The sequence below is a fragment of the Streptomyces sp. NPDC051217 genome (assembly GCF_044455465.1).
Classification (GTDB): Bacteria; Actinomycetota; Actinomycetes; order Streptomycetales; family Streptomycetaceae; genus Streptomyces.
Genome location: NZ_JBITEV010000001.1, coordinates 192101 through 215019 on the forward strand (window position 1 = coordinate 192101; position 22919 = coordinate 215019).

26 protein-coding genes and 1 pseudogene are annotated in these 22919 nt (G+C 71.4%); 18 read left to right on the plus strand and 9 right to left on the minus strand.

Annotated elements, in window-relative coordinates; all coding sequences use genetic code 11:
- Positions 1-100: 100 nt before the first annotated feature.
- Positions 101-1744, minus strand: a complete 1644-nt coding sequence (locus ACIBBB_RS00975) for an acyl-CoA dehydrogenase family protein (protein ID WP_398977375.1) — start codon at positions 1742-1744, stop codon at positions 101-103.
- Positions 1745-1761: 17 nt separating this feature from the next.
- Between ACIBBB_RS00975 and ACIBBB_RS00980 the strand changes: the two genes are divergently transcribed.
- Together ACIBBB_RS00980 and ACIBBB_RS00985 are read left to right on the plus strand one after the other, a co-directional pair.
- The gene (locus tag ACIBBB_RS00980) at positions 1762-2904 is read left to right on the plus strand and encodes a YihY/virulence factor BrkB family protein (RefSeq protein WP_398977377.1); all 1143 of its coding nucleotides are present in this window, start codon (positions 1762-1764) and stop codon (positions 2902-2904) included.
- Positions 2905-2913: 9 nt separating this feature from the next.
- Positions 2914-3669, plus strand: coding sequence for a helix-turn-helix domain-containing protein (locus tag ACIBBB_RS00985; protein ID WP_398977378.1), 756 nt, complete (start codon positions 2914-2916; stop codon positions 3667-3669).
- Here the strand turns inward: ACIBBB_RS00985 and ACIBBB_RS00990 are convergent.
- Positions 3609-4001: a VOC family protein gene (locus tag ACIBBB_RS00990; protein WP_398977380.1), complete on the minus strand. Its 393-nt coding sequence runs from the start codon at positions 3999-4001 to the stop codon at positions 3609-3611. The genes ACIBBB_RS00985 and ACIBBB_RS00990 overlap by 61 nt on opposite strands.
- Before the next feature lie 309 nt (positions 4002-4310).
- The gene (locus ACIBBB_RS00995) at positions 4311-5204 is read right to left on the minus strand and encodes a S1 family peptidase (RefSeq protein WP_398977382.1); all 894 of its coding nucleotides are present in this window, start codon (positions 5202-5204) and stop codon (positions 4311-4313) included.
- Between the two features lie 838 nt (positions 5205-6042).
- On the opposite strand from ACIBBB_RS00995, the gene ACIBBB_RS01000 reads away from it, so the two are divergent.
- A complete protein-coding gene (locus ACIBBB_RS01000) occupies positions 6043-6534 on the plus strand; it encodes a DUF6328 family protein (protein ID WP_398977383.1) in 492 nt (163 codons plus the stop codon).
- A gap of 26 nt (positions 6535-6560) precedes the next feature.
- Here the strand turns inward: ACIBBB_RS01000 and ACIBBB_RS01005 are convergent, their stop codons facing one another.
- Positions 6561-7037: a VOC family protein gene (locus tag ACIBBB_RS01005; RefSeq protein ID WP_398977385.1), complete on the minus strand. Its 477-nt coding sequence runs from the start codon at positions 7035-7037 to the stop codon at positions 6561-6563.
- Positions 7038-7121: 84 nt separating this feature from the next.
- The gene (locus ACIBBB_RS01010) at positions 7122-7499 is read right to left on the minus strand and encodes a VOC family protein (RefSeq protein ID WP_398978750.1); all 378 of its coding nucleotides are present in this window, start codon (positions 7497-7499) and stop codon (positions 7122-7124) included.
- A 142-nt stretch (positions 7500-7641) separates the two neighbouring features.
- On the opposite strand from ACIBBB_RS01010, the gene ACIBBB_RS01015 reads away from it, so the two are divergent.
- The 14 genes from ACIBBB_RS01015 to ACIBBB_RS01080 all read left to right on the plus strand — a co-directional run bounded on the left by ACIBBB_RS01015 (position 7642) and on the right by ACIBBB_RS01080 (position 19571).
- Positions 7642-8202 (plus strand): GNAT family N-acetyltransferase, encoded by a 561-nt coding sequence (locus ACIBBB_RS01015; RefSeq protein WP_398977387.1) that lies wholly within the window; start codon positions 7642-7644, stop codon positions 8200-8202.
- Positions 8203-8442: 240 nt separating this feature from the next.
- Complete coding sequence (pqqA, locus tag ACIBBB_RS01020; RefSeq protein ID WP_398977389.1) at positions 8443-8574, plus strand: pyrroloquinoline quinone precursor peptide PqqA; 132 nt, start codon at positions 8443-8445, stop codon at positions 8572-8574.
- Positions 8575-8585: 11 nt separating this feature from the next.
- Complete coding sequence (pqqB, locus tag ACIBBB_RS01025; protein WP_398977391.1) at positions 8586-9503, plus strand: pyrroloquinoline quinone biosynthesis protein PqqB; 918 nt, start codon at positions 8586-8588, stop codon at positions 9501-9503.
- Positions 9500-10228 (plus strand): pyrroloquinoline-quinone synthase PqqC, encoded by a 729-nt coding sequence (gene pqqC / locus ACIBBB_RS01030; RefSeq protein WP_398977393.1) that lies wholly within the window; start codon positions 9500-9502, stop codon positions 10226-10228. The genes pqqB and pqqC overlap by 4 nt, the downstream gene beginning before the upstream one ends.
- Positions 10225-10506 (plus strand): pyrroloquinoline quinone biosynthesis peptide chaperone PqqD, encoded by a 282-nt coding sequence (gene pqqD / locus ACIBBB_RS01035; protein WP_398977395.1) that lies wholly within the window; start codon positions 10225-10227, stop codon positions 10504-10506. Before pqqC ends, pqqD begins: the two co-directional genes overlap by 4 nt.
- Positions 10494-11651 (plus strand): pyrroloquinoline quinone biosynthesis protein PqqE, encoded by a 1158-nt coding sequence (gene pqqE / locus ACIBBB_RS01040; RefSeq protein ID WP_398978752.1) that lies wholly within the window; start codon positions 10494-10496, stop codon positions 11649-11651. The genes pqqD and pqqE overlap by 13 nt, the downstream gene beginning before the upstream one ends.
- A 74-nt stretch (positions 11652-11725) precedes the next feature.
- Complete coding sequence (locus ACIBBB_RS01045) at positions 11726-12829, plus strand: PQQ-dependent sugar dehydrogenase (protein WP_398977397.1); 1104 nt, start codon at positions 11726-11728, stop codon at positions 12827-12829.
- Positions 12830-13246: 417 nt separating this feature from the next.
- A complete protein-coding gene (locus ACIBBB_RS01050; protein WP_398977399.1) occupies positions 13247-14740 on the plus strand; it encodes an ATP-binding protein in 1494 nt (497 codons plus the stop codon).
- Positions 14737-15159 carry a roadblock/LC7 domain-containing protein gene (locus ACIBBB_RS01055; protein ID WP_398977401.1) on the plus strand — a complete coding sequence of 141 codons (423 nt, stop codon included), beginning with the start codon at positions 14737-14739 and terminating at the stop codon, positions 15157-15159. The genes ACIBBB_RS01050 and ACIBBB_RS01055 overlap by 4 nt, the downstream gene beginning before the upstream one ends.
- Complete coding sequence (locus ACIBBB_RS01060) at positions 15156-15515, plus strand: DUF742 domain-containing protein (protein WP_398977403.1); 360 nt, start codon at positions 15156-15158, stop codon at positions 15513-15515. Before ACIBBB_RS01055 ends, ACIBBB_RS01060 begins: the two co-directional genes overlap by 4 nt.
- On the plus strand, positions 15490-16239 hold the full coding sequence (locus ACIBBB_RS01065; protein ID WP_398977405.1) for a GTP-binding protein: 750 nt from the start codon (positions 15490-15492) through the stop codon (positions 16237-16239). Before ACIBBB_RS01060 ends, ACIBBB_RS01065 begins: the two co-directional genes overlap by 26 nt.
- 4 nt (positions 16240-16243) lie before the next feature.
- Positions 16244-17485, plus strand: a complete 1242-nt coding sequence (locus ACIBBB_RS01070) for a cytochrome P450 (protein WP_398977407.1) — start codon at positions 16244-16246, stop codon at positions 17483-17485.
- Between the two features lie 69 nt (positions 17486-17554).
- Positions 17555-18799, plus strand: coding sequence for a cytochrome P450 (locus ACIBBB_RS01075; RefSeq protein WP_398977409.1), 1245 nt, complete (start codon positions 17555-17557; stop codon positions 18797-18799).
- 37 nt (positions 18800-18836) lie between these two features.
- Positions 18837-19571, plus strand: coding sequence for a sulfite exporter TauE/SafE family protein (locus ACIBBB_RS01080; protein ID WP_398977411.1), 735 nt, complete (start codon positions 18837-18839; stop codon positions 19569-19571).
- 19 nt (positions 19572-19590) lie between these two features.
- Here ACIBBB_RS01080 and ACIBBB_RS01085 read toward each other — a convergent pair.
- Positions 19591-20354, minus strand: a pseudogene (locus tag ACIBBB_RS01085) (hypothetical protein).
- A gap of 60 nt (positions 20355-20414) precedes the next feature.
- Complete coding sequence (locus tag ACIBBB_RS01090) at positions 20415-20864, minus strand: VOC family protein (RefSeq protein ID WP_398977413.1); 450 nt, start codon at positions 20862-20864, stop codon at positions 20415-20417.
- Between the two features lie 99 nt (positions 20865-20963).
- Between ACIBBB_RS01090 and ACIBBB_RS01095 the strand changes: the two genes are divergently transcribed.
- Positions 20964-21452, plus strand: a complete 489-nt coding sequence (locus ACIBBB_RS01095; RefSeq protein ID WP_398977415.1) for a GNAT family N-acetyltransferase — start codon at positions 20964-20966, stop codon at positions 21450-21452.
- 80 nt (positions 21453-21532) lie between these two features.
- On the opposite strand, the gene ACIBBB_RS01100 is transcribed toward ACIBBB_RS01095, so the two are convergent.
- Positions 21533-22309: a peptidoglycan recognition protein gene (locus ACIBBB_RS01100; protein WP_398977416.1), complete on the minus strand. Its 777-nt coding sequence runs from the start codon at positions 22307-22309 to the stop codon at positions 21533-21535.
- Between the two features lie 205 nt (positions 22310-22514).
- Complete coding sequence (locus ACIBBB_RS01105; protein ID WP_398977418.1) at positions 22515-22874, minus strand: ArsR/SmtB family transcription factor; 360 nt, start codon at positions 22872-22874, stop codon at positions 22515-22517.
- Positions 22875-22919: the final 45 nt, after the last annotated feature.

Sequence of the window (22919 nt, forward strand, 5' to 3'; positions counted from 1 at the left end):
AAGGTGACATCAAGTCGTGGGTGGTGCCGTGTCGGCGCAGCACCACCCTCGGCCCCAACGGGTGCCCGCGCCCGGTCGGTTCCCGGCCGCCGACGGCAGGTCAGACCGCCCGCGCCCGCGTCACCACCGACTCCAGGTCCAGACTGTGCGGCAGCGTACCGAAGGCCGTACCCCAGTCCCCGCCGAGCCGTGACGCGCAGAACGCGTCCGCGACCGCCGACGGCGCCCACCGCACCAGCAGCGAGCCCTGGAGCACCAGCGCCATCCGCTCCACCAGCCGCCGGGCACGGGCCTCGACGCCGTTCAGATCGGCGAGTTCGGTCAGCAGGTCCTTGATCGCCCCGTCCAGCCGGTGGTCAGCTCCGCGCGCCTTGCCGACCTCCTGGAGGAACGCGTTGAGCGCCTCAGGCTCGCGCTGGAGCGCGCGCAGCACGTCGAGTGCCTGGACATTCCCCGAGCCCTCCCAGATCGAGTTGAGCGGCGACTCACGCAGCAGCCGGGGCATCCCGGACTCCTCCACATAGCCGTTGCCGCCCAGACATTCGAGGGCTTCGGCGGCCACCGGCGTACAGCGTTTCGTCACCCAGTACTTGGCCGTCGGCACCGCGAGCCGCAGAAACGCCCGCTCCGCCTCCGAACCGGTGCTCTGCACGGCGTCCTGAGCCGCCGCCAGCCGCAGCGCCAGCGTCGTCGCCGCCTCCGACTCCAGTGCCAGATCGGCCAGTACGTTGCGCATCAGCGGCTTGTCGATCAGCTCACCGCCGAACGCGCTGCGGTGCGCGGCGTGATGGACCGCCTGCGCGACCGACTGGCGCATCAGCGCCGCCGAGCCGAGCACGCAGTCCACCCGCGTCGCCGCCACCATCTCGATGATGGTGCGCACCCCGCGCCCCTCCTCGCCGACCCGACGGGCCCACGTGCCGTCGAACTCGACCTCGCTCGACGCGTTCGACCGGTTGCCGAGCTTGTCCTTCAGCCGCTGGATCAGGAACACGTTGCGCGTCCCGTCCGGCAGCACCCGCGGTACGAGGAGACACGTCAGCCCGGCCGGCGCCTGGGCCAGCACCAGGAACCCGTCGCACATCGGCGCGGAACAGAACCACTTGTGCCCCGTCAGCAGATACTCGCCCGCCGCGTCCAGCGGCTTCGCGGCCGTGGTGTTGGCCCGTACGTCGCTGCCGCCCTGCTTCTCCGTCATGCCCATCCCGAACAGCGCGCCGGCCTTCCGCGCGGCGGGCCGCAGACCTGGCTCGTAGCGGTGCGAGGTGAGCCGGGGCTCCCACTCGGCGGCCAGTTCCGGCTCCGTCCGCAGCGCGGGCACCGCCGCGTGCGTCATGGACAGCGGGCAGCCGTTCCCGGCCTCCGCCTGGGTCCAGACGTAGAACCCGGCGGCCCGGCGCAGATGGCCGTCGGGGCGGCCCCAGGCGTCCGTCAGCCCTGCCGACACGGCGGCGTCCAGGAGTTGGTGCCAGGCCGGATGGAACTCGACCTCGTCGATCCGGTTGCCGTACCGGTCGTGCGTACGCAGCTTCGGCGGGTTCTCGTTGGCCCGCGTCCCCCACTCCTGCGCCCGCGCGGAACCGGCCAGCAGACCGAGCGCGGACAGCTCCGACCGTGCCTCGTCGAGGACTTCGGGCGTGGCGTGCCGCTCCAGGCCTTCCGCGAGGGCCCGGTCGCCGCTGAAGACGTCGTATCCCACCAGGGGCGGAACCTGGTTGGTCACTGTGTGGGTGGTGGCAGTCATGCCGCTACGGTAAGGAGGTGCAGGCAGCAAACGAAACACCCGAGCGGCCATCGGGCCGACTCCGCCGACTCCGCCGGGCCCGAGCCCTCTACCGCAACGTCTCGAAGCGGAAGATGGCCTGGCTGCTGCTGAAAGACACGGTCAACTCGTGCATCGAGTACAGAATCCTCGGTCTCGCGGCGGAGGCGGCCTTCTTCACGCTGCTCTCGCTGCCGCCGTTGATGCTCGGTCTTCTCGGCCTGCTCGGGTACATAGACGACTGGACCAACACCACCACCGTCGCCTCGATCGAGGAGAACATCCTCACCGCGGTCGGCACGGTCCTCTCGGACCGCGGAGTCGACCAGATCGCGAAACCCCTGCTTTCGGACGTCACGCACGGCGGACGCCCCGACCTCATCTCCATCGGTTTCGCGATCGCGCTCTGGTCGGGCTCGCGGGCGGTGAACGTCTTCATCGACACGATCACCGTGATGTACGGACTCGACGGCCGACGCGGCATCGTCGCCACCCGGCTGCTCGCCTTCCTCCTGTACATCGTGGCGCTGCTCATCGGCGCCGTCGTGCTGCCGCTCGCGGTGGTGGGGCCGGACAGGGTCGTCGACATCATCCCGTGGGGCACGGAGGTCGCCAGCGTCCTGTACTGGCCGGTGGTGATCCTGCTCTCCATCGCCTTCCTGACCACGCTCTACCACGTGTCCGTGCCCGCGCGGTCACCATGGATAGAGGACGTGCCGGGCGCGCTCGTCGCCCTCGGCATGTGGGTCTTCGGGAGCTTCCTGCTGCGGATCTATCTCACGAGTACGGTCGAGGGCCCCACCATCTACGGGTCGCTCGCCGCCCCGATCGCGGTGCTTCTGTGGATCGGGATCTCGGCGTTCGCCGTCCTGGTCGGCGCGGCCGTCAACGCCGCCATCGACCGGGTCTGGCCGTCCGTCTCCACGGCGGCGGCCCGCGCGGCCAACGACCGGCTCCGGGCCGCGCAGGCGGCGGAGCTGGTGGCGCGCGTGGAGGCGCTGTCGGGGGAGATGGACGAGGGGGAGTACGGCCCCGACCCGGACATGCCCTCGGAATTCCCGGAGAGATGGTCCCGCTTCCTGCCGCCGGACGACCTGAAGTCCCGGTTCCACTCGGGCCGGGACCGGGAGCAGAAGCCGTAGCCTGGACGTGTGTACAGGGAACGGGCGTCGCACGTCGAGGGCGTCGTCGTGTGGACGCGGACAGCGCCGGTACGGGCCGGCGGCCCCGTCTATCCGGTCCTGCCGGACGGCTGCATGGACCTGCTCTGGATCGGCGGCCGGCTGGGTGTGGCCGGACCCGACACCCACGCGTACCAGCCGGATCTCCAGGGCGACACCGTCGGCGGCGGTGGCGAGTGTGTCGGGGTCCGCTTCGCGCCCGGCATCGCGCCCGCGCTCCTGGGCGTACCGGCGTACGAACTGCGTGACCGGCGCGTGGACCTCGCCGACCTGTGGCCGGGCCCCGAAGCACGCGAGATCGCCGAGCGCCTCGCCGCCGCCACCGACCCGGCCGCCGCCCTCGAATCGGTGGCGCTCCGGCGGATGGCTCTCGCCGGGCCGCCCGACCCGCTGCTGCGCGCCGTCGTCGACGGGCTCGACGCGGGCCACACGGTGGCTTCCGTCGCCGACCTGGTCGGCCTCGGCACCCGCCGGCTGCACCGCCGCTCCCTCGACGCCTTCGGTTACGGTCCCAAGACCCTGGCCCGCGTCCTGAGGCTCCAGCGCGCGCTCGCGCTCGTACGATCCGGGGCGCCGTACGCGGAGGCCGCCGTCGCCGCCGGCTGCGCCGACCAGGCGCATCTCGCCAGGGAGACGCGCGATCTGGCCGGCCTCACGCTCGGTGCCTACGAGGCGTTGGCGAACAGTGAGACACCGCAGCCGTCCGGGTCGAGCACGACCGCGTAACGCTGTCCCCAGGTCGCGTCCCACGGCTTCAGGTGCCCGCGGTACCCGGCGCCGATCAGCTCCTCGTAGACGGAGTCGACCTCCGCCGGGTCCTCGCAGAGGAAGTTCAGGCCGACCCGGTCACCGTTCGACGGCGGGGTCCAGCCGGGGTCGAAGGACCGCACGACCTCCTCGGTGTCCCACGCGATACGCGGTCCGCCGGGCAGGGCGGCCTCCACATGGGGAGCGGAGTCCGCGTCGGCGGGGATGTCCAGGCCGAGCCTGCGGTAGAAGGCGAGAGAGGCCGCCATGTCGGAGACGACGATGCCGATCAGATCAAATCGTGGAGTCATGCGTCCAACGTAGGCGGGGACCGGCGGGCCGGTCTTGAACGAATCGGACGCGAACGAATCGGACGCGAGGGGCCGTCGCGCCACGCGCGGTGAAGGCCCAGGCCGGCGCGATCCGGCCAAGTTGGCGGTAGGCGACCGGACGGAGGCGGCGATCGCCGGTTCGTGTGTGACGAGAACCCCCGGGCATGCGACGGCGGGCCGCGCCAGGAGCGCGGCCCGCCGGGGACATGGGTCCCCGCGTCCTTCAGAGCTTCGGAGGATCGTCACCCTCGAAGTTCCCGGACGCCTCGGAGACTGATTTCAGAGGCCTCAGATGATCGACACGCCGTAGACGCCGAGGGCCTCGGTGACCGGCTGGTAGAACGTGGTGCCGCCGGAGGAGCAGTTGCCGCTGCCGCCGGAGGTCAGGCCGTGCGCCGTGGTGCCGGAGAAGAGCGCGCCGCCGCTGTCGCCGGGCTCGGCGCAGACGTTGGTCTGGATGAGGCCGGAGACGATGCCGTCGGCGCCGTAGTTCACGCTCGCGTTGAGGCCCGTGACCGTGCCGCTGTGCACACCGGTCGTGCTGCCGCTACGGGTGACGCCCTGGCCGACGGAGGGGTCGGCCGCGCCGTTGATCTCCTGGTAGCTGCCGTTGTACAGGTAGACCCTGCCGTCGGCCGCCGCCGGGTTGGAGTGCTGGATGATCCCGTAGTCGTTGCCCGGGAAGCTGGAACCGGCGGTCGAGCCGATGGACCAGCTGCTGCCGATGTTGGTGCAGTGACCGGCGGTCAGCGCGTAGTTGGTGCCGCCGTTGGTGACGTTGAAGCCGAGCGAGCAGCGGGCGCCGCCGGTGGTGATGGCCTCGCCGCTGGCGATCAGCTTGCTGAACGTGCCGGGGGTGCGCTTGATCGTCACGCCGGCGCCGGTGTCCGCGAGAGCCGACTTGACCTCGGTCAGTTCGGCGGCCGAGACGGAGGTGTCGGCGGTCACGACGATCTTGCCGCTGGCCTGGTCGGTGTACCAGGCGGTACCCGCCACGTCCGCGCCGCGGACGGCCGAACTGGCGTCGGCGAGCTCGGCGGCCGTCACCTTGGCCTCGGGGGCCGGGGCGGCGACCGCGGACGGTGCCGCGAGCGCGACGGCGGTCACCAGACCGGACGTCACGGCGAGCAGGCGAGCGCGTCTGGACACGCCGTTGAGGGGGGAGAAACGCTTGAAGGTCACGAAATCCTCCATCGGTGGGGGGAAAGCACGGCCCCGTGGGGTGTGGGCCGTTGTTCGTGCGCCGGTCCGTGGCCGGTCGTTTCCGGCCGTGGACCTGTCGATCCTTACGAATGGAATCGTTGACGGGGTCAGCTTCGGACACAAGGCCGACTTCCGGACCCCGGCCGTCCGCACCCTGGGAGCCCGCATCCGCTCCCTCCGCCGAGCCGTCGTCAGGGCTTCCCGCTCACCGGTGCGGCGCTTTGCTGCAAAGTGGCGGACGCGGGAGCGCGGCGTGCGATCGGGGCCGAAAATGCCTGCGGGGCAACGGGTTTGAGCCTGTATACCGAGATGCTGCGGCGGGTCACGTCGCGAACACACACGGTTTGCGCGGCGGTTCGGCACCCGGTATGAGCGCGTATACCGCCGTGCCCGCGGTGTGGCCGGAGGCGACGGGCCGGGCGTCGCCGCTGTTGCCGGTGCGGCGTTATGAGGCGTACGAGCGAAATCCGCGCCCCCGCTCGATGGCCGAATTTGTTCGTACGGAGGCGAGTTGGGCTCGTCGTGTCCGTCCACATCCGGCCAGCCCTCAGCTCTTGCGGAGCGGCCCGGCATGTGCTTGGCCGTCAGAAACCGCCCGTGGGGCTCGTACCAGGACCGTGATGCCTGCCCGGCGGGATCACCAGCGGCGTACCGCCCACCGTGAGGCCGAGCGTCGCCGCGGCACCCTGCGCCGTACGAGCGCGCTCCTGCTGGCCACCCGGTCAAACGAAGGCAAGGCTGACCGACGTAGTTTCTGGTGGTGGGGATCAGGCATGGCCACGGCTCCCGGGGAAACCCGGAGGGCATGACGACTGACATGAGCAGAGCAGGCGAGGGCGGGCCCGGCGGGCGTGACGAATCGTCGGAGGAGCGCGCCGACCGGCGGTGGGCGGAACTGCTCCAGGAGCTACGTGTGGCACAGACCGGCGTGCAGATCCTTTTCGGGTTCCTGCTCACCGTCGTCTTCCAGCCGCGCTTCACCGAACTGTCGGACACCGACACCAACATCTATGTCGCGACGGTGGTACTCGGCGCCGTCGCCACGGGCGCGCTCATCGCGCCGGTGTCCTTCCACCGGATGGTCACCGGGCGGCGGTTGAAGCCCGAGGCGGTCGAATGGGCGTCCCGGCTCACCGTCCTGGGGCTGGTCTTCCTCCTGTGCACCATGGCGTCGGCGCTGCTGCTGATTCTGCGCGTGGCGCTGCACAACGCCGTGGCGCTGTGGATCGTCGCGGGACTCGTCGTGGGGTTCGTGCTCTGCTGGTTCGTCCTGCCGGCCTGGGCCCTGCACAGCGACACCAAGCGCTGACGAGGGACACGCCGAAGCGCGGCGGATCATTCCTCGGTGAAGAGTCCGCGTGCCCGGCGGGTGATCTCCTCCGGGGTCAGGTCCTCCAGGTGCGTGAGGAAGACCCAGACGTGTCCGAAGGGGTCCCGCAGCATCGCGGTGCGGTCGCCGTGGAACTGGTCGGCGGGGGGCGACAGCAGCTCCGCCCCGGCCGCGACGGCCCGCCGCGTCAGCGCGTCGACATCGGCGACGAAGACATGCAGCCCCACGGTGGTGCCGCCGAGCACGGTCGGCGCGCCGAACAACGGCCCCTGCGCGTCGCCCAGCATGAAGACGGATCCCTCGATGCCGACCTCGGCATGCACGACGCGTCCCTCCGGGCCGTCGACGCGGAACAGCTCTTCGGCGCCGAACGCTCTGCTGTAGAAGTCGATCGCGGCGTGGGCGCCGTCGACCATGACATGGGCGATCACGGAGTAGCGGTAGTGCTCGGGAACGTTGGTCGTGCTCGTGCTCGTGGTCATGGGAACCGCCTCCTCGTTCGGCTGCTGCCGGTGACCACGAACGTAGAAGTTGAACCAGGCTTTAAGTCAAGCCTGTCCGCCGGATCAGGCCGGGCGGTCCTGGAGTACGGAGAGTGTGTTGCCCGCCGGGTCGGTGAACCACGCGATGTACGGGCCGCCGAGCCGGAAGATGCCCCGGTCGTCGGTCTCCATGCCGGGGTAGCGCTCGAAGCTCACGCCCCGCCGGACCAGGTCGTCCACGGCCTGCTCGATGTCCTCGACGGGGAAGTTGAGGATCGTGTACGTGGCGGGGACATGGTCCGGTTTCGGGTAGACGAGTACCTCCGCCCCGCCCCCGAGACGCAACTGCAGCATGCCGTTCGCCTCCGTGACGCCCAGGCCCAGCGTCTCCTCGTAGAAGACACGGGCCCTCGGGATGTCGTCCACGGCGAAACCACTGAACGCCTTGCTTCTGCCGAGCATGGGCATGGCTGCTTCCTCTCGTCCGGGCCGGGTCCTGGCACTCTTCCCGACCGTACAAGGACGGCCCGGCCCCGGCAGCCCGGCGATGCCGGGCGGAGGCCCGCCGTCCGGGCCGCCGCACCCGGTGCGTAATACTCTCGCCATGATCTCGTGTGTTACCGCAACCGGTCCTGCCGGCGATCCCGCGGTGGGCCGGCCGGCGGCCCGCACCGCCCCCGGCGTCGCCGTCCGGCGGGCCACCGCGCGCGACGCCAAGCGGCTGACCCGGCTCGTCCGGGCGTCCCGCGCCTACGAGGGCCCGTACGCGCCCATGATCGCCGGCTACCGCATGGGGCCCGACTACATCGAGACACACCGGGTCTTCCTCGCCGCCGGTCCGGACGACCGCCTGCTCGGCTTCTACGCCCTGCTGCTCGTCCCGCCCGAGCTGGACCTGATGTTCGTCGCCGACGCCGCGCAGGGCCTCGGTGTCGGGCGGCGGCTGGTCGAGCACATGAAGGGGGAGGCGCGCGCCGCCGGAGTCGCCGCCGTACGCGTGGTGTCGCACCCGCCCGCCGAGGGCTTCTACCGCGGCGTGGGCGCCGAACGCGTCGGAACGGTGGCGGCGAACCCGCCCGCGGTGATGTGGGACCGCCCGGAGCTGGTCATCAGGGTCGGCCCCGCCGAGACCGCCGCGCCCCGACCACGCGCCGGCCACGGGTGACCGGAAAAACCACCCACACGGGTAGTTGGCTTCCGGGGGACCTCCGGTCCGCGGCCGGATGTGGTCGGATGGGATGCGGTCCGCACCATTGACCGAGCCCCACGAGAGACGCAACGCTGTCACACATGGCTGAACGCCGGACATTCATCTGAATGAGCGTTCGGTGGTCCGCAGTGTCACCGAGAAGTCAATCCTGAATCACTCCTGACCCCCACATCTCAGGAAGGCAGGCAACGGCTCATGAAGGACTCACAGGAAACGGCGCAGGAACCGACGGACGGCACGATCAACACCATCAACTGGCAGACACCCGAGTTCATGGTCGTCGAGACCGCGCTCGAAGTCACCGCCTACGCCCTGACCGACCGGTAGACCCCACCGCCATGCTGCTGCAGGTGCTCGGCACCGCGGCGGGCGGCGGGCTGCCCCAGTGGAACTGCGCGTGTCCCGGCTGCGCCGGGGCACGCGCCCACCCGCACCGGCGCCGCCGTCACGCCTCACTCGCCCTGCGCGCCGACGAGGACCGCTGGTACCTCGTCAACGCGACCCCCGACATCGGCGACCAGATCGAGGACTGCCCCGCACTCCACCCGGGGCCCGGGCGGCGCGACACTCCCGTGGCCGGAGTGATCCTCACCGACGCCGAACTCGACCACACCCTCGGCATCGCCCGGCTGCGCGAGGCCGACGGCTTCGACGTCCTCGCCACCCGGCCCGTCCACGGCGCACTGACCGGGCTCATGAGGCTGGACGACATCATCGCCCCCTACACCCGGGTCGAATGGCGGGAGTTGGGCGGCGAGCCGGTGCCGCTCACCAAGAGCGGGAGCGTCGAGATCGACGCCGTACCCGTCTCGCCCAAACGCCCGCGTTACGCCGTTGCCGCCGCCGCTCACGGAGCCGACGGTACCGACGACGACCACACCTGGGTGGTCGCCCTGCGCCTGCGCGACACCGCCACCGGCCGGAGCCTCGTCTACGCGCCCGCCCTCGCCCGCTGGACCGACGCCTTCCAGGACGCCGTCGAGGCCGCGGACTGCGTGATCGTCGACGGCACCTTCTGGGACGACGACGAACCCGTACGGACCGGCATCTCCGCCAAGACCGCCACCGGCATGGGGCATCTGCCGATCGCCGGACCGGGCGGCACCGCACGCCGGCTCTCCGGGCTGCGCGCCCGCTGCCTCTACACCCACCTCAACAACACCAACCCCCTCGGCGACCCGGACGCCCCGCAGCACACGCTGCTGGGGGAGTGGGGCCTGGCGGTCGCCGCCGACCGAATGGTGATCGAGCTGTGAGCACAGCCGCCCCGACAGCGACCCGCACCGGCGGGCTCTGGAGCCCCGAGGAGTTCACGGACCGGCTGCGCGCCGTACCGGCCGAGCGCTACCACGACCGCCACCCGTTCAACGTACGCATGCACGAAGGCACCCTGGAACCGGCCGAGTTGCGCCGCTGGATCGTCAACCGCTTCCACTACCAGCGGCACATTCCCGTCAAGGACGCCCTGATCCTGGCCAAGTTCGACGACTCCTCCCTGCGCCGTTCCTGGCTCCGCCGCATCCAGGACCACGACGGTCTGACAGAGGGCGAGGGCGGCATCGAGCGCTGGCTCCGGCTCGGCGAGGCCGCCGGGATCGGCCGGGCGCGGCTGCGCTCGGGCGCCGAAGTCCTGCCGGGCGTACGGCTCGCGGTCGACGGATACGTCAACTTCTGCCGGCTGGGCTCTCCGCTCGAAGCCGTCGCCGCCTCCCTCACCGAACTGGCCGCGCCCGGCATCATGCGCACCCGGATCGCGGCGTTCGAACGCCACTACCGCTGGATCGAGGCCGACGGGCTGACCTACTTCCGCGACCGCATCGGACAGGGCGGGCGGGACAGCCAGGAAGCCCTCGCCCTGGTCCTCGAATGGGCAGTGACCCGGCGGGAGCAGGAGTCGGCCGTCGCCGCGCTCCGGTTCAAGTGCGACGTGCTCTGGGCCCTGCTCGACGCCGTCGACCACGGCGCTGAGGAGCCCCGATGACAGGACCGGCACCGGACCCCGGCCCCCGCTGGAAGCCGGTGCTCTCACGGTCCGCGGTGTTCCGGCACGACCGCGTCCGTGACACGGACCTGCTCGTCCTGCCCGAGCGCGTCGTCGTGCTCCAGGGCAACGCCGGCTCGATCCTGCGCTTGTGCGACGGCGCCACCGACGTGGGCACGATCGTCGCCACCCTCGCCGCACAGCACCCCGGCGCACCCGTCGCCGCCGAAGTCCCCGTCTTCCTGGGGCGGTTACGCGCGGAAGGCTGGCTCAAGTGACCGAACCCACCAGGCCCGCCCCGCCGTGGGCGCTGCTCGCCGAGCTGAGCCACGGCTGCCCGCTGCACTGCTCGTACTGCTCCAACCCCCTCGAACTCGTCAGCAGGGCAAGTGAACTGACGACCGATCAGTGGACCGACGTGTTCCGGCAGGCCGCAGGCCTCGGAGTCGTACAGACCCATCTCTCCGGCGGCGAACCGCTGCTCCGCCGCGACCTGACCGAGATCGTCGCCGCCGCCGACGGGGCCGGGATCCACACCCAGCTCGTCACCAGCGGTGTCGGACTGCACGAGAAGCGGCTCACCGCGCTGATGGACGCCGGACTGCGCAGCGTGCAGCTCTCGGTGCAGCACGCGGACCCCGCCGCCTCCGAACTCATAGCCGGGGCACGCTCGTTCGCCGCGAAGGAGCGCGCGGCCCGGCTCGTACGCGAGGCGGACCTGCCGCTCGGCCTCAACGTCGTCCTGCACCGCGCCAACCTCGACGCGCTCGACGACCTCGTCACACTCGCCCTCGTCTGGGGCGCGGAGCGCATCGAACTGGCCAACACCCAGTTCTACGGCTGGGCGTTGCGCAACCGCGACGCGCTCCTGCCCGACCGCGCCCAGATCTCCCGGGCCCGGGAGTCCGTCGAGCGCTGGCGGAAACGGCTGGCCGGGCGGCTGGAGCTGGTGTGGGTCGTGCCGGACTACGTGGAAGGAAGGGCCAAGCCCTGTATGGGCGGCTGGGGCGCGCTCTCGCTGACGGTCGCGCCCGACGGCACCGTCTATCCCTGCCCGGCCGCCGCCGCACTGCCGGGACTGGACGCGCCCAATGTCAGGGACCACTCCCTGGAGTGGATCTGGCACGAGTCGAACGCCTTCAACCTCTACCGGGGCGAGGAGTGGATGAGCGACCCGTGCCGCGGCTGCGAGCTCCGCACCAAGGACTTCGGCGGCTGCCGATGCCAGGCCCACGCGCTCACCGGCGACGCGTCGCGGACGGACCCCGCCTGCCGTCTGTCGCCCGACCACGCGCTCGTACGTGACCTGGTGGACGCCCCGAGAGGGCCCGGACCCCTGACAGCGGGTGCCCTCGGCGGGGCGCCCCCGTACATCTACCGGGATCACCCCAAGGACCACGGGGCCGCCCCCGGTCACCCTTAGAACTTCCTTTCCCGCGGCCCCCCATGGCCGCACCACACGCACCTCCCGACCCCCCACTCCATCCGGAGGAATCCATGCACGGAAGCAACCCGACGAAGACCCTCGCCAGGACGGCGGCGGCCACGGTCGCCGCGGCGGCGCTCGTCGCCGGACTCGTCCAGACGGCGAGCGCGAACGAGCCCCGCGCCGCCGCGGCCGGCGAGCCGACCGACATCACCACCATCTCCACCGGCTACTCCATCCCCTGGGGCATCCACTGGCTGCCCGACAACTCCTCGGCGCTGGTCACCGAGCGCGACACCTTCAAGGTCTTCAAGGTGACACCGGACGGGCAGCGGACCGAGGTCGGCTCCGTCCCCGAGTCCCAGACCACCGGCGGTGAGGGCGGCCTGATGGGTGTCGCCGTCGACCCGGACTGGGCGACCAATCACTTCGTGTACTTCATGCACACCTCGTCCGAGGGCAACCGCGTCGCCCGGATGACCTACGACGGCACCCGGCTCACCGGCTACAGGGCCCTGTTGAAGGGCATCACGAAGAACAGGTACCACAACGGCGGCCGGCTCGCCTTCGGCCCCGACGGCCATCTCTACGCCTCGACCGGCGACGCGCAGAACACCGCTCTCGCCCAGGACAAGAACTCGCTCAACGGCAAGATCCTGCGGATGACGACGGCCGGGGAGCCGGCGCCCGGCAACCCCTTCGGCAACCACGTCTTCAGCCTGGGCCACCGCAACCCGCAGGGCATCGCCTTCGACCCGCAGGGCCGCCTGTGGGAGGCGGAACTCGGCGAGAACGCCAGGGACGAACTCAACCTCGTCAAGGCCGGCGACAACTACGGCTGGCCCCTCTGCGAAGGCAACTGCTCCCAGGCCGGGATGACCAACCCGAAGGCCACCTGGACCACCGCCGAGGCGTCGCCCAGCGGGATCGCCATCGTCGACAGCGCCGTCTACATGGCGTCCCTGCGCGGCGAGCGGCTCTGGCAGATCCCGATCAACGCCGGCAACGAGGACGTCGGCACACCCCGGGCGCACTACGTCGGTACGTACGGACGGCTGCGCGGTGTCACCAAGGTGCCCGGCGCCGACGCGCTGTGGCTCTCCACGACGAACGCTGACGGCAACGGCGGTGAGCCTGCCGGGTCGGACAAGATCTTCCGCGTGACGATCGGCTGACCCGGCGCGCGCGCCCCGCTCACGAGCGAGGCGCGCACCAACCCCGGTACGGCCGCTGCCCCGCGCGGAACTCCCCTTCCGCGCGGGGCAGTCGGCCCGCTCGTACGCCCCCGGCGCACCAAGACTCCCGCTCCAGGACCGTCCCGGTCGGCGAGATCACGTCCGGGCAGAACGGGTCGTCGGGATCCTCCCGTCCGGGGATCTCCGACCCCGGGTGTCGCCCCCTGCCCCGCGCGGCGTACCACGGCTGTCCCCCTACCGGGCACTTCTGGAGGCGGTGGCCCTCGTAGGGGGGATTCCCGAGGGACCTTCGCGCGAATGCGGTGCGAACACGGCCGGTGACGGTGTGTACTGTGCGGGTCGCCTCACTGCTCCTTCTGGACCCGCCCGTCCCCCGATCCTCCCGAGGTCCGTCCGATGATCGAGATAACGGTTCTGGCCGCGGTCGGCCTGTCCGCCGGGACTCTGCTGGCTCTCGTCCTGGGAGGGTTCCTGTTCCTCTCACGCCGTGACCGGTCCGGCCTTCGCGACGAGATCGCATGCCTGCGGGAACGGCTCGACGACGCACGGGCGAAGGCCGAGCGCGCTTCCGGCGACTTCATCGCCGAGATCGCCCATCTGACCGAGAAGCGCATCCCCGCGGCGGCGACCCGGGCCGCGCACCCGCACGCCCAGGTACCCGGACCGCTCAGCTCCGACTTCGCCCGCACCCGGCCCGGCGCCGGTCTGGAAGGAGTGCTCGACGGCCTGCTGGGAGTCATGACGAAGGAGCGCAAGCGGGTCGACGCCGCCGCCCGTGCGGGCATGCGCGGCACCACCCGGGAGATCCAGGCGGGGCTCTACCGGCTCCAGGATGTGCTCCGAGGACTGCAACAGCAGTACGACGAACCCGAGTTGGCGCAGACCCTGTTCGAACTCGACCACGAGAACGAGCAGTCGCTGCGGCGCGCACAGGTCGCCGCCGTCGTGTGCGGCGCCTGGGTGGGTCTGGCCCGTGAGGAGTCGCACCTGGTGGACGCGGTGACCGGCGGCCAGTCCCGGCTCGTCGGATACCACCGCGTTCGCGTCAACAACCATCTGGAGTCCGGCACCGCACTCGTCTCGCACGCCGTCGAGCCGGTCGCGATCATCGTCGCCGAACTCCTCGACAACGCGCTGCGGCACTCCTCGCGGGACTCCGACGTCACGGTGAACCTGGAACGCGCGCACCACGGGGTCGCCGTCACCATCGACGACGCGGGAGTCGGCATGTCCGCCGACGAACGCGCGTACGCACAGCGCATGGTGGCGAGCAGCGAACCGATCCTGCTGTCCGACCTCGGCGACCCGCCCCGGATGGGACTGGCCGCGATCGGTCAGCTCACCCGGCAGTTCGACCTGTCCGTCGACCTGTCGACCCCGTCGCCGTACGGCGGTGTACGCGCGGTGCTGCTGGTCGACAACCATCTGCTCAGCCATGTCGACCCGGTCATCAGACCGCCGGCCGCCGCCGCACCGCGCTCCACCCGTGAGGCCGGGGCGCCGGAACCGCCGGCCAGGCCGGAGACGAGGGGGAAGCTGCCCGTCAGGACCGGCGGGTCCTCGCGGACCGGCAGGGCGAGCGGGTCCCCGACGCTCACCGCCCCCGACATCCTCACGCGAACCCACTTCTCCCGCACCGAGGACACCCGCACCGAGACCACCCCCGACCCCGGCACCGAGCCCGCCGACGACGACGACCTGCCGCAGCGCAGGAGCCGCCGTGGCCGGCCCGGCGCCGAAGCGGCGGTCCCGGCCGCCCGGTCCTTTCCCGAGCAGGCCCAGCCGCCCGCCCGTACCCCCGAAGACTCCGCCGCGGCGCTCGGCGCGCTCCAGACCGGCACCGCAGCGGCACGATCCACCGCCGACCCCGAAGGGAACGACCCGCGATGAAAAGCCGCGACGCCGGCGAAACGGCGTGGGTGCTCGATCCGATCCTGGAAATCCCGCATGTGCGGGCAGCCGTCCTCCTGACCAGAGACGGTCTCGTCTCCGGTTACACGGAGGCGCTCAGCCAGGCCACCGCCGAACGTACGGCGGCGATCACCAGCACCGTGCAGGGCGCGTGCCGTACGGCCGCCGCCGCCTTCGCCGACCACGACGACGCGGAGATCCGCCAGATCGTCATCGAATCCGACCACGGCTACATCCTGGTGGCGCCGACCTCGCACGGCACCTGCGTGGCCGCGTACGGAGGGCCCGAGGTACGGCTCGACCTGCTCGCCCACCGCGTGCACTCGCAGGTCGCCAGACTCGGCGAGAAAGCGATGACGGCCGCACCGCGCGCGGGCGAGGGCGGCACTCCGGCATGACCGGCCGCAGGAGCGGCCGTCCACTCGTTCCCGCCTATCTGTCCACCGGCGGGGTGGCTCGGCCGCGCCATACAGAGCTGGAGCGGCTTTCGCTGCTGACCGGCGGGGACGGGCCCGCTCCCGACGGACTGCCCGCCGCGCGGCACGCGCTGTACGACGTGCTCGACGGCGGAACGCTCACCCTGGTGGAAGCCGCGGCCCTGCTGGAACTGCCGGTCTCCGCCGTACGCGTACTCGCCGCCGAGCTGGCGGAGCAGGGGCTGGTGAGCCTGCGCCCGCCGGTACCCCCGGCCGCCCTGCCCGCGTCCGACCTGTTGAAGAGAGTGGCCGATGGCCTACGCGCCCTCAAGCAGTAGCACCAGCGCCGACGGGCTCCACCTGCCCGACACCACCCGCGAGTTGGTGAAGATCCTGGTGGCAGGCCCGTTCGGCGTCGGAAAGACCACGCTGATCGACTCGGTGTCCGAGATCCGTCCGCTGCACACCGAGGAACACCTCACCGAGGCGTCCGTCCACGTGGACGACCTCGCGGGCGTTCGCGACAAGACCACCACGACGGTCGCCATCGATTTCGGGCGGATCAGCCTGGACGCGGGGATCGTGCTCTACCTGTTCGGCACGCCCGGCCAGGAGCGCTTCCGCTCGCTGTGGGCGGACATCGCCCACGGTGCGCTCGGCGCGCTCGTCCTCGTCGACACGCGCCGTATCGACGACTCCTTCGACGTGCTCGGGCTGGTCGAGGAGTCGGGGCTGCCGTACGCCGTCGCGCTCAACACCTTTCCCGACTCGCGCCCGTACACCGAGGAGCAGTTGCGCGGGTCGCTGGATCTGGAGCCCAGCACGCCGATGGTCGTCTGCGACGCGCGTGACACCAACTCCTCCGTCGACGCGCTGCTCGCGCTGGTCCAGCATTTGATAACAGGCCAGGCCGCCGACGGGCCCGCCGAAGCCGAGGCCGTGACTGAAGCCAAGGCCGTGACCGAAGGGGCAGCCGTGACCGAAGCCGAGGCCGTGACCGAAGAGGAAGCTCTCGCCGGCGCCGTCGAGAGCGGCGCCGCGCCCACCCCGGAAACACGGTGACCTGGTGACCTCGTACCCCGCCCCCGCGAAGGCCTTCTCCCTCTCGGCGCCGGTCCGGCTCTGGGACGAGGGCTTCGCCGCCGATCCGCACAGCCGCTACGAGGCCCTCAGGGCACAGGGCCCCGTCGGCTGGGGCGAACTCGCCCCGGGCGAGCCCGCGTACATCGTCACCGACCGCCGGGCCGCCCTCGACATCCTGCACGACCCCGACACCTGGTCGCACGACTCCAGGGAGTGGGAGTCCACCGCCGCCCCGGACTCACCGATCCTCAGCATGCTGAAGTGGCGCCCCAACCCGCTCTTCAACGACGGTGCGGCGCATGCCCGTTACCGCACCGCGCTCATCGACGGTTTCGACCTGGTCGAGCCGCACGACCTGCGCGAGCGCGTGCACCGCGCCGTGGACCTGCTGGTGGGCCGGTTCGGCCCGGCGGGCAGCGCGGACCTCGTGGACGACTTCGCCCGCCCGCTGATGACGCTGATCTTCAACAACCTCTTCGGCCTCCCCGACAGCGAGAGCGTCCGGCTCCACAACTCGATCGGCCGGCTCATGGAGGGCGGTGACGAGGCCGCCGCCGGCGAGGTGGAGTACGGCCGGTACGTCACGGAACTCGTCACGGCCAAGACCCTCAAACGCGGTGACGACCTGACCAGTTGGCTGATCGACCACCCGGCGGACCTCACGTACGAGGAGGTCGTCTGGCAGGTCTTCATCACGATGGCCGCCGGCCACGAGCCCACGGCGAACCTCGTCGCCAACGCGCTCTCCAGGATTCTCGGCAACCCCGTGTACTACTCCACCCTCACCAGCGGCTCCCGCCCCGTGATGGACGCGGTCGTCGAAGTGCTGCGCCACGAGACGCCGCTGGCGAACTACGGCATCCTCTACGCGCGGGAGTCACTGAGCTTCCACGGCGTATGGGTGCGCAAGGCGGTGCCCGTCATCGTCAGTTACGGATCGCTCGGATACTTCTCCGAACAGGACGCCGCCGGAGCGCCGCACCATCCGCACGACGCCTCGCATCTCTCCTGGGGGGCGGGAGCGCACAAGTGCCCGCTCAAGCAGCAGGTGCTGCTCATCGCCACCGAGGCCATCGAGCGCATCACCCAGTGGCTGCCCGACCTGGAGCCCGTCATGCCGCGCGATCAACTCGCCTGGCGGCCGGGCCCGTTCATCCGCTCCCTGAAGTCGCTGCCCGTCCGCTTCACCCCCCGTACGCCGGACACCGCCGTCGCCACCCCGTAACGACGTCCCGGCTCCCAGGCCCTGTCCGGCACCTCCGCGACCCCACCCCGAGAAGTCAGGAGACCGAGCATGACGACCGAGACCACCCGCGTGGCCCTCGATCCCTTCGGCGCGGACATCCCCGCCGAGAGCGCCCGGCTGCGCGCACTGGGCCCCGTGGTGCCCGTAGACCTGCCCGGCTCCATCCCCGCCTGGGCGCCCACCGGCTTCGCCTCGCTGCGCACGCTCATCCTGGACCCGCGCGTCAGCAAGGACCCCCGGCTGCACTGGTCGCTGTGGGAGGAGGTCAACAGGAAGCCCGAGTGGAGCTGGATACTCGGCTGGGTCGGCGTGGTCAACATGCTCAACACGTACGGCCCCGACCACACCCGCCTGCGCAAGCTCGTCTCGCCGAGCTTCACCCACAAGCGCACCGAGGCGATGCGGGGACAGGTCGAGGCGATAACCGCCGACCTTCTCGCCGGCCTCGACGCGTCCGCGGCGGCGGCCCCGGGCCAGGCGGTGGACGTGAAGGCCGGCTACGCCCACCCGCTTCCGATGCGGCTGATCTGCGAACTCTTCGGGATACCCGACGACTCGCGCGACGCCGCCGTCAAGATGATGAACGACGTCTTCGACACCTCCGACGCGTCCCCCGAACACGCCGCGTCCGTGCAGCGGCAGATCGCCACCGTGCTCCCCGCGCTGATCGCGTACAAGAGGGAGAACCCGGGCAACGACCTGGCCACGGAGCTGATCCGGGTGCGCGACGAGGAAGGCGACCGGCTCGCCGACGACGAACTCCTCTACACCCTTCTGCTGGTCATCGGCGCCGGATTCGAGACGACGGTCAACCTCATAGGCAACGCCGTCGTCACCCTCCTGAACCACCCCGACCAGCTCGCCGCCGTCCGGGCCGGCGACGTCGGCTGGGAGAGCGTCATAGAGGAGGTCCTGCGCGTCCACCCCTCGATCGCCAGCCTCCCGCTGCGCTACGCCGTCTCCGACATCACGCTCGACGGAGTCACCATCCCGGCGGGCGACGCCATAGTGACCACGTTCGCCGCCGCGGGCAACGACCCCGACCAGTACGGCCCCGACGCGGCCGAGTTCGACATCCACCGGGGCGCGGACGAGCACCTGTCGTTCGGGATCGGCGTCCATCGCTGTATCGGCGCGCCGCTCGCCCGGATGGAGGCCCTGACGGCCCTGCCGGCGCTCTTCGACCGCTACCCGGACATGCGACTGGCCGTCGGGGCCGACCAGTTGAAGCAGGTGCCGTCGTTCATAGCGTTCGGCTGGCAGGAGATACCGATACTGCTGCACGGCGAGTGACGGAGCGTCATGTCATGACGGTGGGCCGGGGAACGACGTGATCGACGGGCTGAGCCAGGGCCTGGGCGGCGGGGTGATCGCGCTCCTCGCCGCCGTGGTCGCGCTCGCCGCGTTCGTCCAGGGCACGAGCGGCCTCGGCTTCGCCCTCATCGTCGCGCCCGTCGCCGGCATGGTGGATCCCGGTCTGCTGCCCGTGTTCCTGCTCGCCTCGATGATCCCGCTGAATCTGTACGTGGCCTGGCGCGAACGCGCCGACCTCGACCTGCGCGGCGCCCGCTGGATCTCGGCTGCCCGCCTCGCGGCCACCCCCGGGGGACTGGCGCTCCTGTGGGCGGTCCCCGAACGCCACCTCGGCGTGGTCGTCGGCGCCGCGACGGTGCTGGCCGCGCTGGTGAGCCTGCTGGCACCCGCGTTCACCCCCGGCCGGACGGCGTACGTCGGCGCCGGCGCCGTCACGGCCCTCACCGAGACGGCGACCGGCGTCGGCGGCCCGCCGCTGGCGCTGGTCTACCAGCACCGGCCACCGGCCGAGCTGCGCTCGACGGTCGCCGTCTGCTTCCTCGCCGGCGAAGTCGCCTCCCTGGGGCTGCTGTTCGCCACCGGCCAGGGCAGCCCCGGCCAGGCGTCGCCCGCGCTGCTGCTTCTGCCCGCCCTCGCGCTCGGCGTCTGGCTCAGCCGTCTCGTGCACCACCGTGTGGACGCGGCGAAGCTGCGGATCATGGTCCTGGTGTTCGCGGCGGTGTCGGGTGCGGTCCTGATCGCCGGGCTGTAGGGGGTGTCCGGCGCCCCGGTCACCGCAGATACGCCAGACCCGGGTGCGCGTCCACATAGCCGTCCACCAGCCGGCGCGCCACCGTCACCGAGTCGACGAGCGGATGCAGCGCGAACGCCTTCACCGCCGCCGCACGCGAACCGCTCTCCGCCGCCGCCAGCACCTCGCGCTCGACCGCCTTCACCGCGCAGACCAGCCCGGTCGCGTGGTACGGCAGCGGCGCCACGGCGACCGGATGGGCGCCGTTCGCGTCCACGAGGCAGGGGACCTCGATGACGGCTTCGGTGTCCAGCACCGAAAGCGTCGTTCCGTTGCGGACGTTGAGGATGAGCGTCGAGCGGCTGTCGTGGGCGATGGCCCGCATCAGAGCGAGGGCGACCTTCTCGTACCCGCCCGACTCCAGGTCCTCGGTGGCGCGTTCACCGGCGCCCGCCGCCTCGCGGTTGTGCCGCCGGCCCCGACGGTCTCCTGCCCGAGCACCCCCTCGGCGAGCGCCACGCGCTCGTCGGCCGCGCGGCCTTCGAGACCGCCCACCTGGATCGCCGAGAAGACGAAGTCGGTGCCCCGGATCGCCTCGTCCAGATCGGTGGTCACGGTGACCCGCGGCGCGTCGGGCACGCCCGCCGCCTGGTCGGCGAGCACGCGGGCGATCGCGGTGAGCCGGGCGGTGTCGACGTCGTGCAGGACGACATCGGTGACCCGGCCCCCGGCATGGTCGCCGAGCAGCGCGCCGTACACCAGGGGGAGCCGGAAGCCCCCGCCGCCGAGGACCGTGAGCCTCATCCGACAACCACCTTCAGCGCGCGCCGCGGACGTCGTGCGGCGACCGACAGGACGGTCCCGTTATACGTCACCGATGCCGGAGACGTTCTCGGCGTTGGCGCCCCCGCCGACGGGATCGGGCTGCCGCGCGGGCTCGGGCGACACGGCGAGCGTGAAGGAGTGACCGGCCGGGTCGGAGTACGTCCGTGCGTCGCGCGGCCCGCTGTTGTTCTTGGCCTCCACCGGCCTGGCACCGAGCCCGACCGCCTCGCGCTCGGCCTCGTCCATGTCACCCCGGTTCACGAGGATGCGCAGATGCGCCTGCTGGGAGTCGTCGGGCCGGGGCCAACTGGGCGGCGCGTAGCCGTGATCGCGGTGGATCGCCAGATGGACGCCGTTGTTGCCGACGACCTCCACATAGTCGGGGTCGCCCCACGGGCGGATCTCCGCGTCGAGCAGACCGGCGTAGAACTCGGCCAGTTCCATCGGTTCGGCGCAGTCCAGGACAAGGACAGTCGTCTTCTCAACCATGCCCTCGCGTGTACCCGCGGTCATCGGCGGCATACGGCCGGCGGTGGGGGCGCCGGAAAGCGCTGGCGGCGCCGGACGTCGCCCCGGCATGCTGGCCGCATGCTGATCAGGGAAGCCACCCGGGAGGACTGGGCCGCCATCTGGCCGTTCTTCCACCGGATCGTGGCCGAGGGCGACACGTTCACGTATCCGACCGACCTCGGTGAGCGGGACGCGAGCGAGTGGTGGCTGCTGGCGCCGCCGAACCGTACCGTCGTCGCGGTCGACGACGCGGGCACGGTCCTCGGCACCGCCAAGATGAACAACAACCACATGGGCAACGGCTCGCACATCGCGAGCGCCAGCTACATGGTCGACCCGGCGCACACGGGCCGGGGCGTGGGCCGGGCGCTGTGCGAGTACAGCCTGGAGTGGGCGCGTACGGAGGGTTTCCGCGCGATGCAGTTCAACGCCGTCGTGGAGACGAACACGCACGCGGTGAGGCTCTACGAATCACTCGGCTTCACCGTGCTCGGCACGCTCCCGGAGGGCTTCCGCCATCCGGTGCACGGCTATGTCGGCCTCCACATCATGCACCGCGCGCTCTGAGCCGCGTGTAGTCCTGTAGTACCTGGGGTCTGTCGTTTGGATCAGACCCCGCGAGCCCGGCCTGATCCAAACGACAGGCCCTAGCTGTCGGGGCGGCCCTGGAGGCGCGCGGCGCGTTCGCGTACCTGGGGGAGCGCCTCGTACAGCGCGCCGCCCGGACAGCGCGTCGAGTAGCCGTCACGGTGGCCCGAGACCGTACGGAAGATCTGCCGGGTGCCCTTCTTGTACCGGCTGCCGTCGTTGGTGGACACCAGCGTCGTCGTGCCGCGCGGATCCACCCCGTACAGCCCGAGCTTCCACGCGATCAGCCGGGCGAGCGAGTCGACCATGGCCTCGGGCACCGTCGCGCCGTCGCTGAAGTCGCCTATGGCGGCGATGCCGACGGTGCCGACGTTGAACCCCAGGGTGTGCGCGCCGACGACGGGGTTCTCGATGCCGCCCGCGCGGCCCTCGTAGATGACGCCGCCCCGGTCGACCAGGAAGTTGTAGCCGATGTCGTCCCACTGCCGGTTGTCGACGTGGTCGACGGCGAAGGTTCGGATGAGGTTGGGGACCTCGGGGCGTGTGTAGTTGTTGGGGCTGATGGTGTGGTGGATGAACACGGCACTGACCGCGTCGGCCGTACGTTCCGGCTTCCGCCGGGGCGGGGGTTTCTCCTGCCAGAACGTCCGGGGTTCGACGGCGGGCGCGGCGCTGCCCCAGCGCAGCGCCTGCTCCGGGCGTGCCTGCGGGCGCGAGGGAGGGGCGGACCCGTCCTCGCCGGCTCTCCCGGCGGCGTCGGCGGCCAGGGTGAGGCCCGCGCCCGCTGCGGCGGCCCAGCCCATGCCACGAAGCAGCACGCGCCGGTCGATGCTCATGGGGATGAGCGTATGGCGACACGCCGGGATCCGCCTCCCCTCCCAGGTGCCTCTTCCGTATCTTTTCGGAGGCCGTACGGGGTCTCTCCGGGCTCGCGCCGAGGGGGCGGGGCGGCCTCGGCGACGGCGGTGGGGCCGCCGGTCGGCGGCCGGTGACCGAATTCGAACAGTTCGCCCAGACGGAGGTCGTACCGGACCTGGAGGCTCAGTCGTGCGAGGGGCGGCCGTCGAGCTGGTGGTCGGCCAGGCTCAGCGCCTCGTCGATCACGCGCCGCAGATGGCCGTCGCGGAGGCTGTAGACGACCCGGCGGCCCTCCTTGCGGGTGACCACCAGACCGGCGAGCCGGAGCTTGGCGAGGTGCTGGCTGACAGCGGGGCGGGCCGCGCCGCACATCTCGGTCAGCGTCGTCACGTCCGCCTCGCCGCTCGCGAGTCCGTGCAGCAGGACCAGCCGCGTGCGGTCGGCGAGGACGGCGAAGACCTCTGCGGCGAGCGTGAACTGCTCCTCGCCCGGGATGGGCGGGTGCGCATCATGCGCAGGTGATAGTTGCATGCGTGCGTTCATATGCACATAATGGCGAACGGGGTACGCCGCTGTCCACCCCACCGC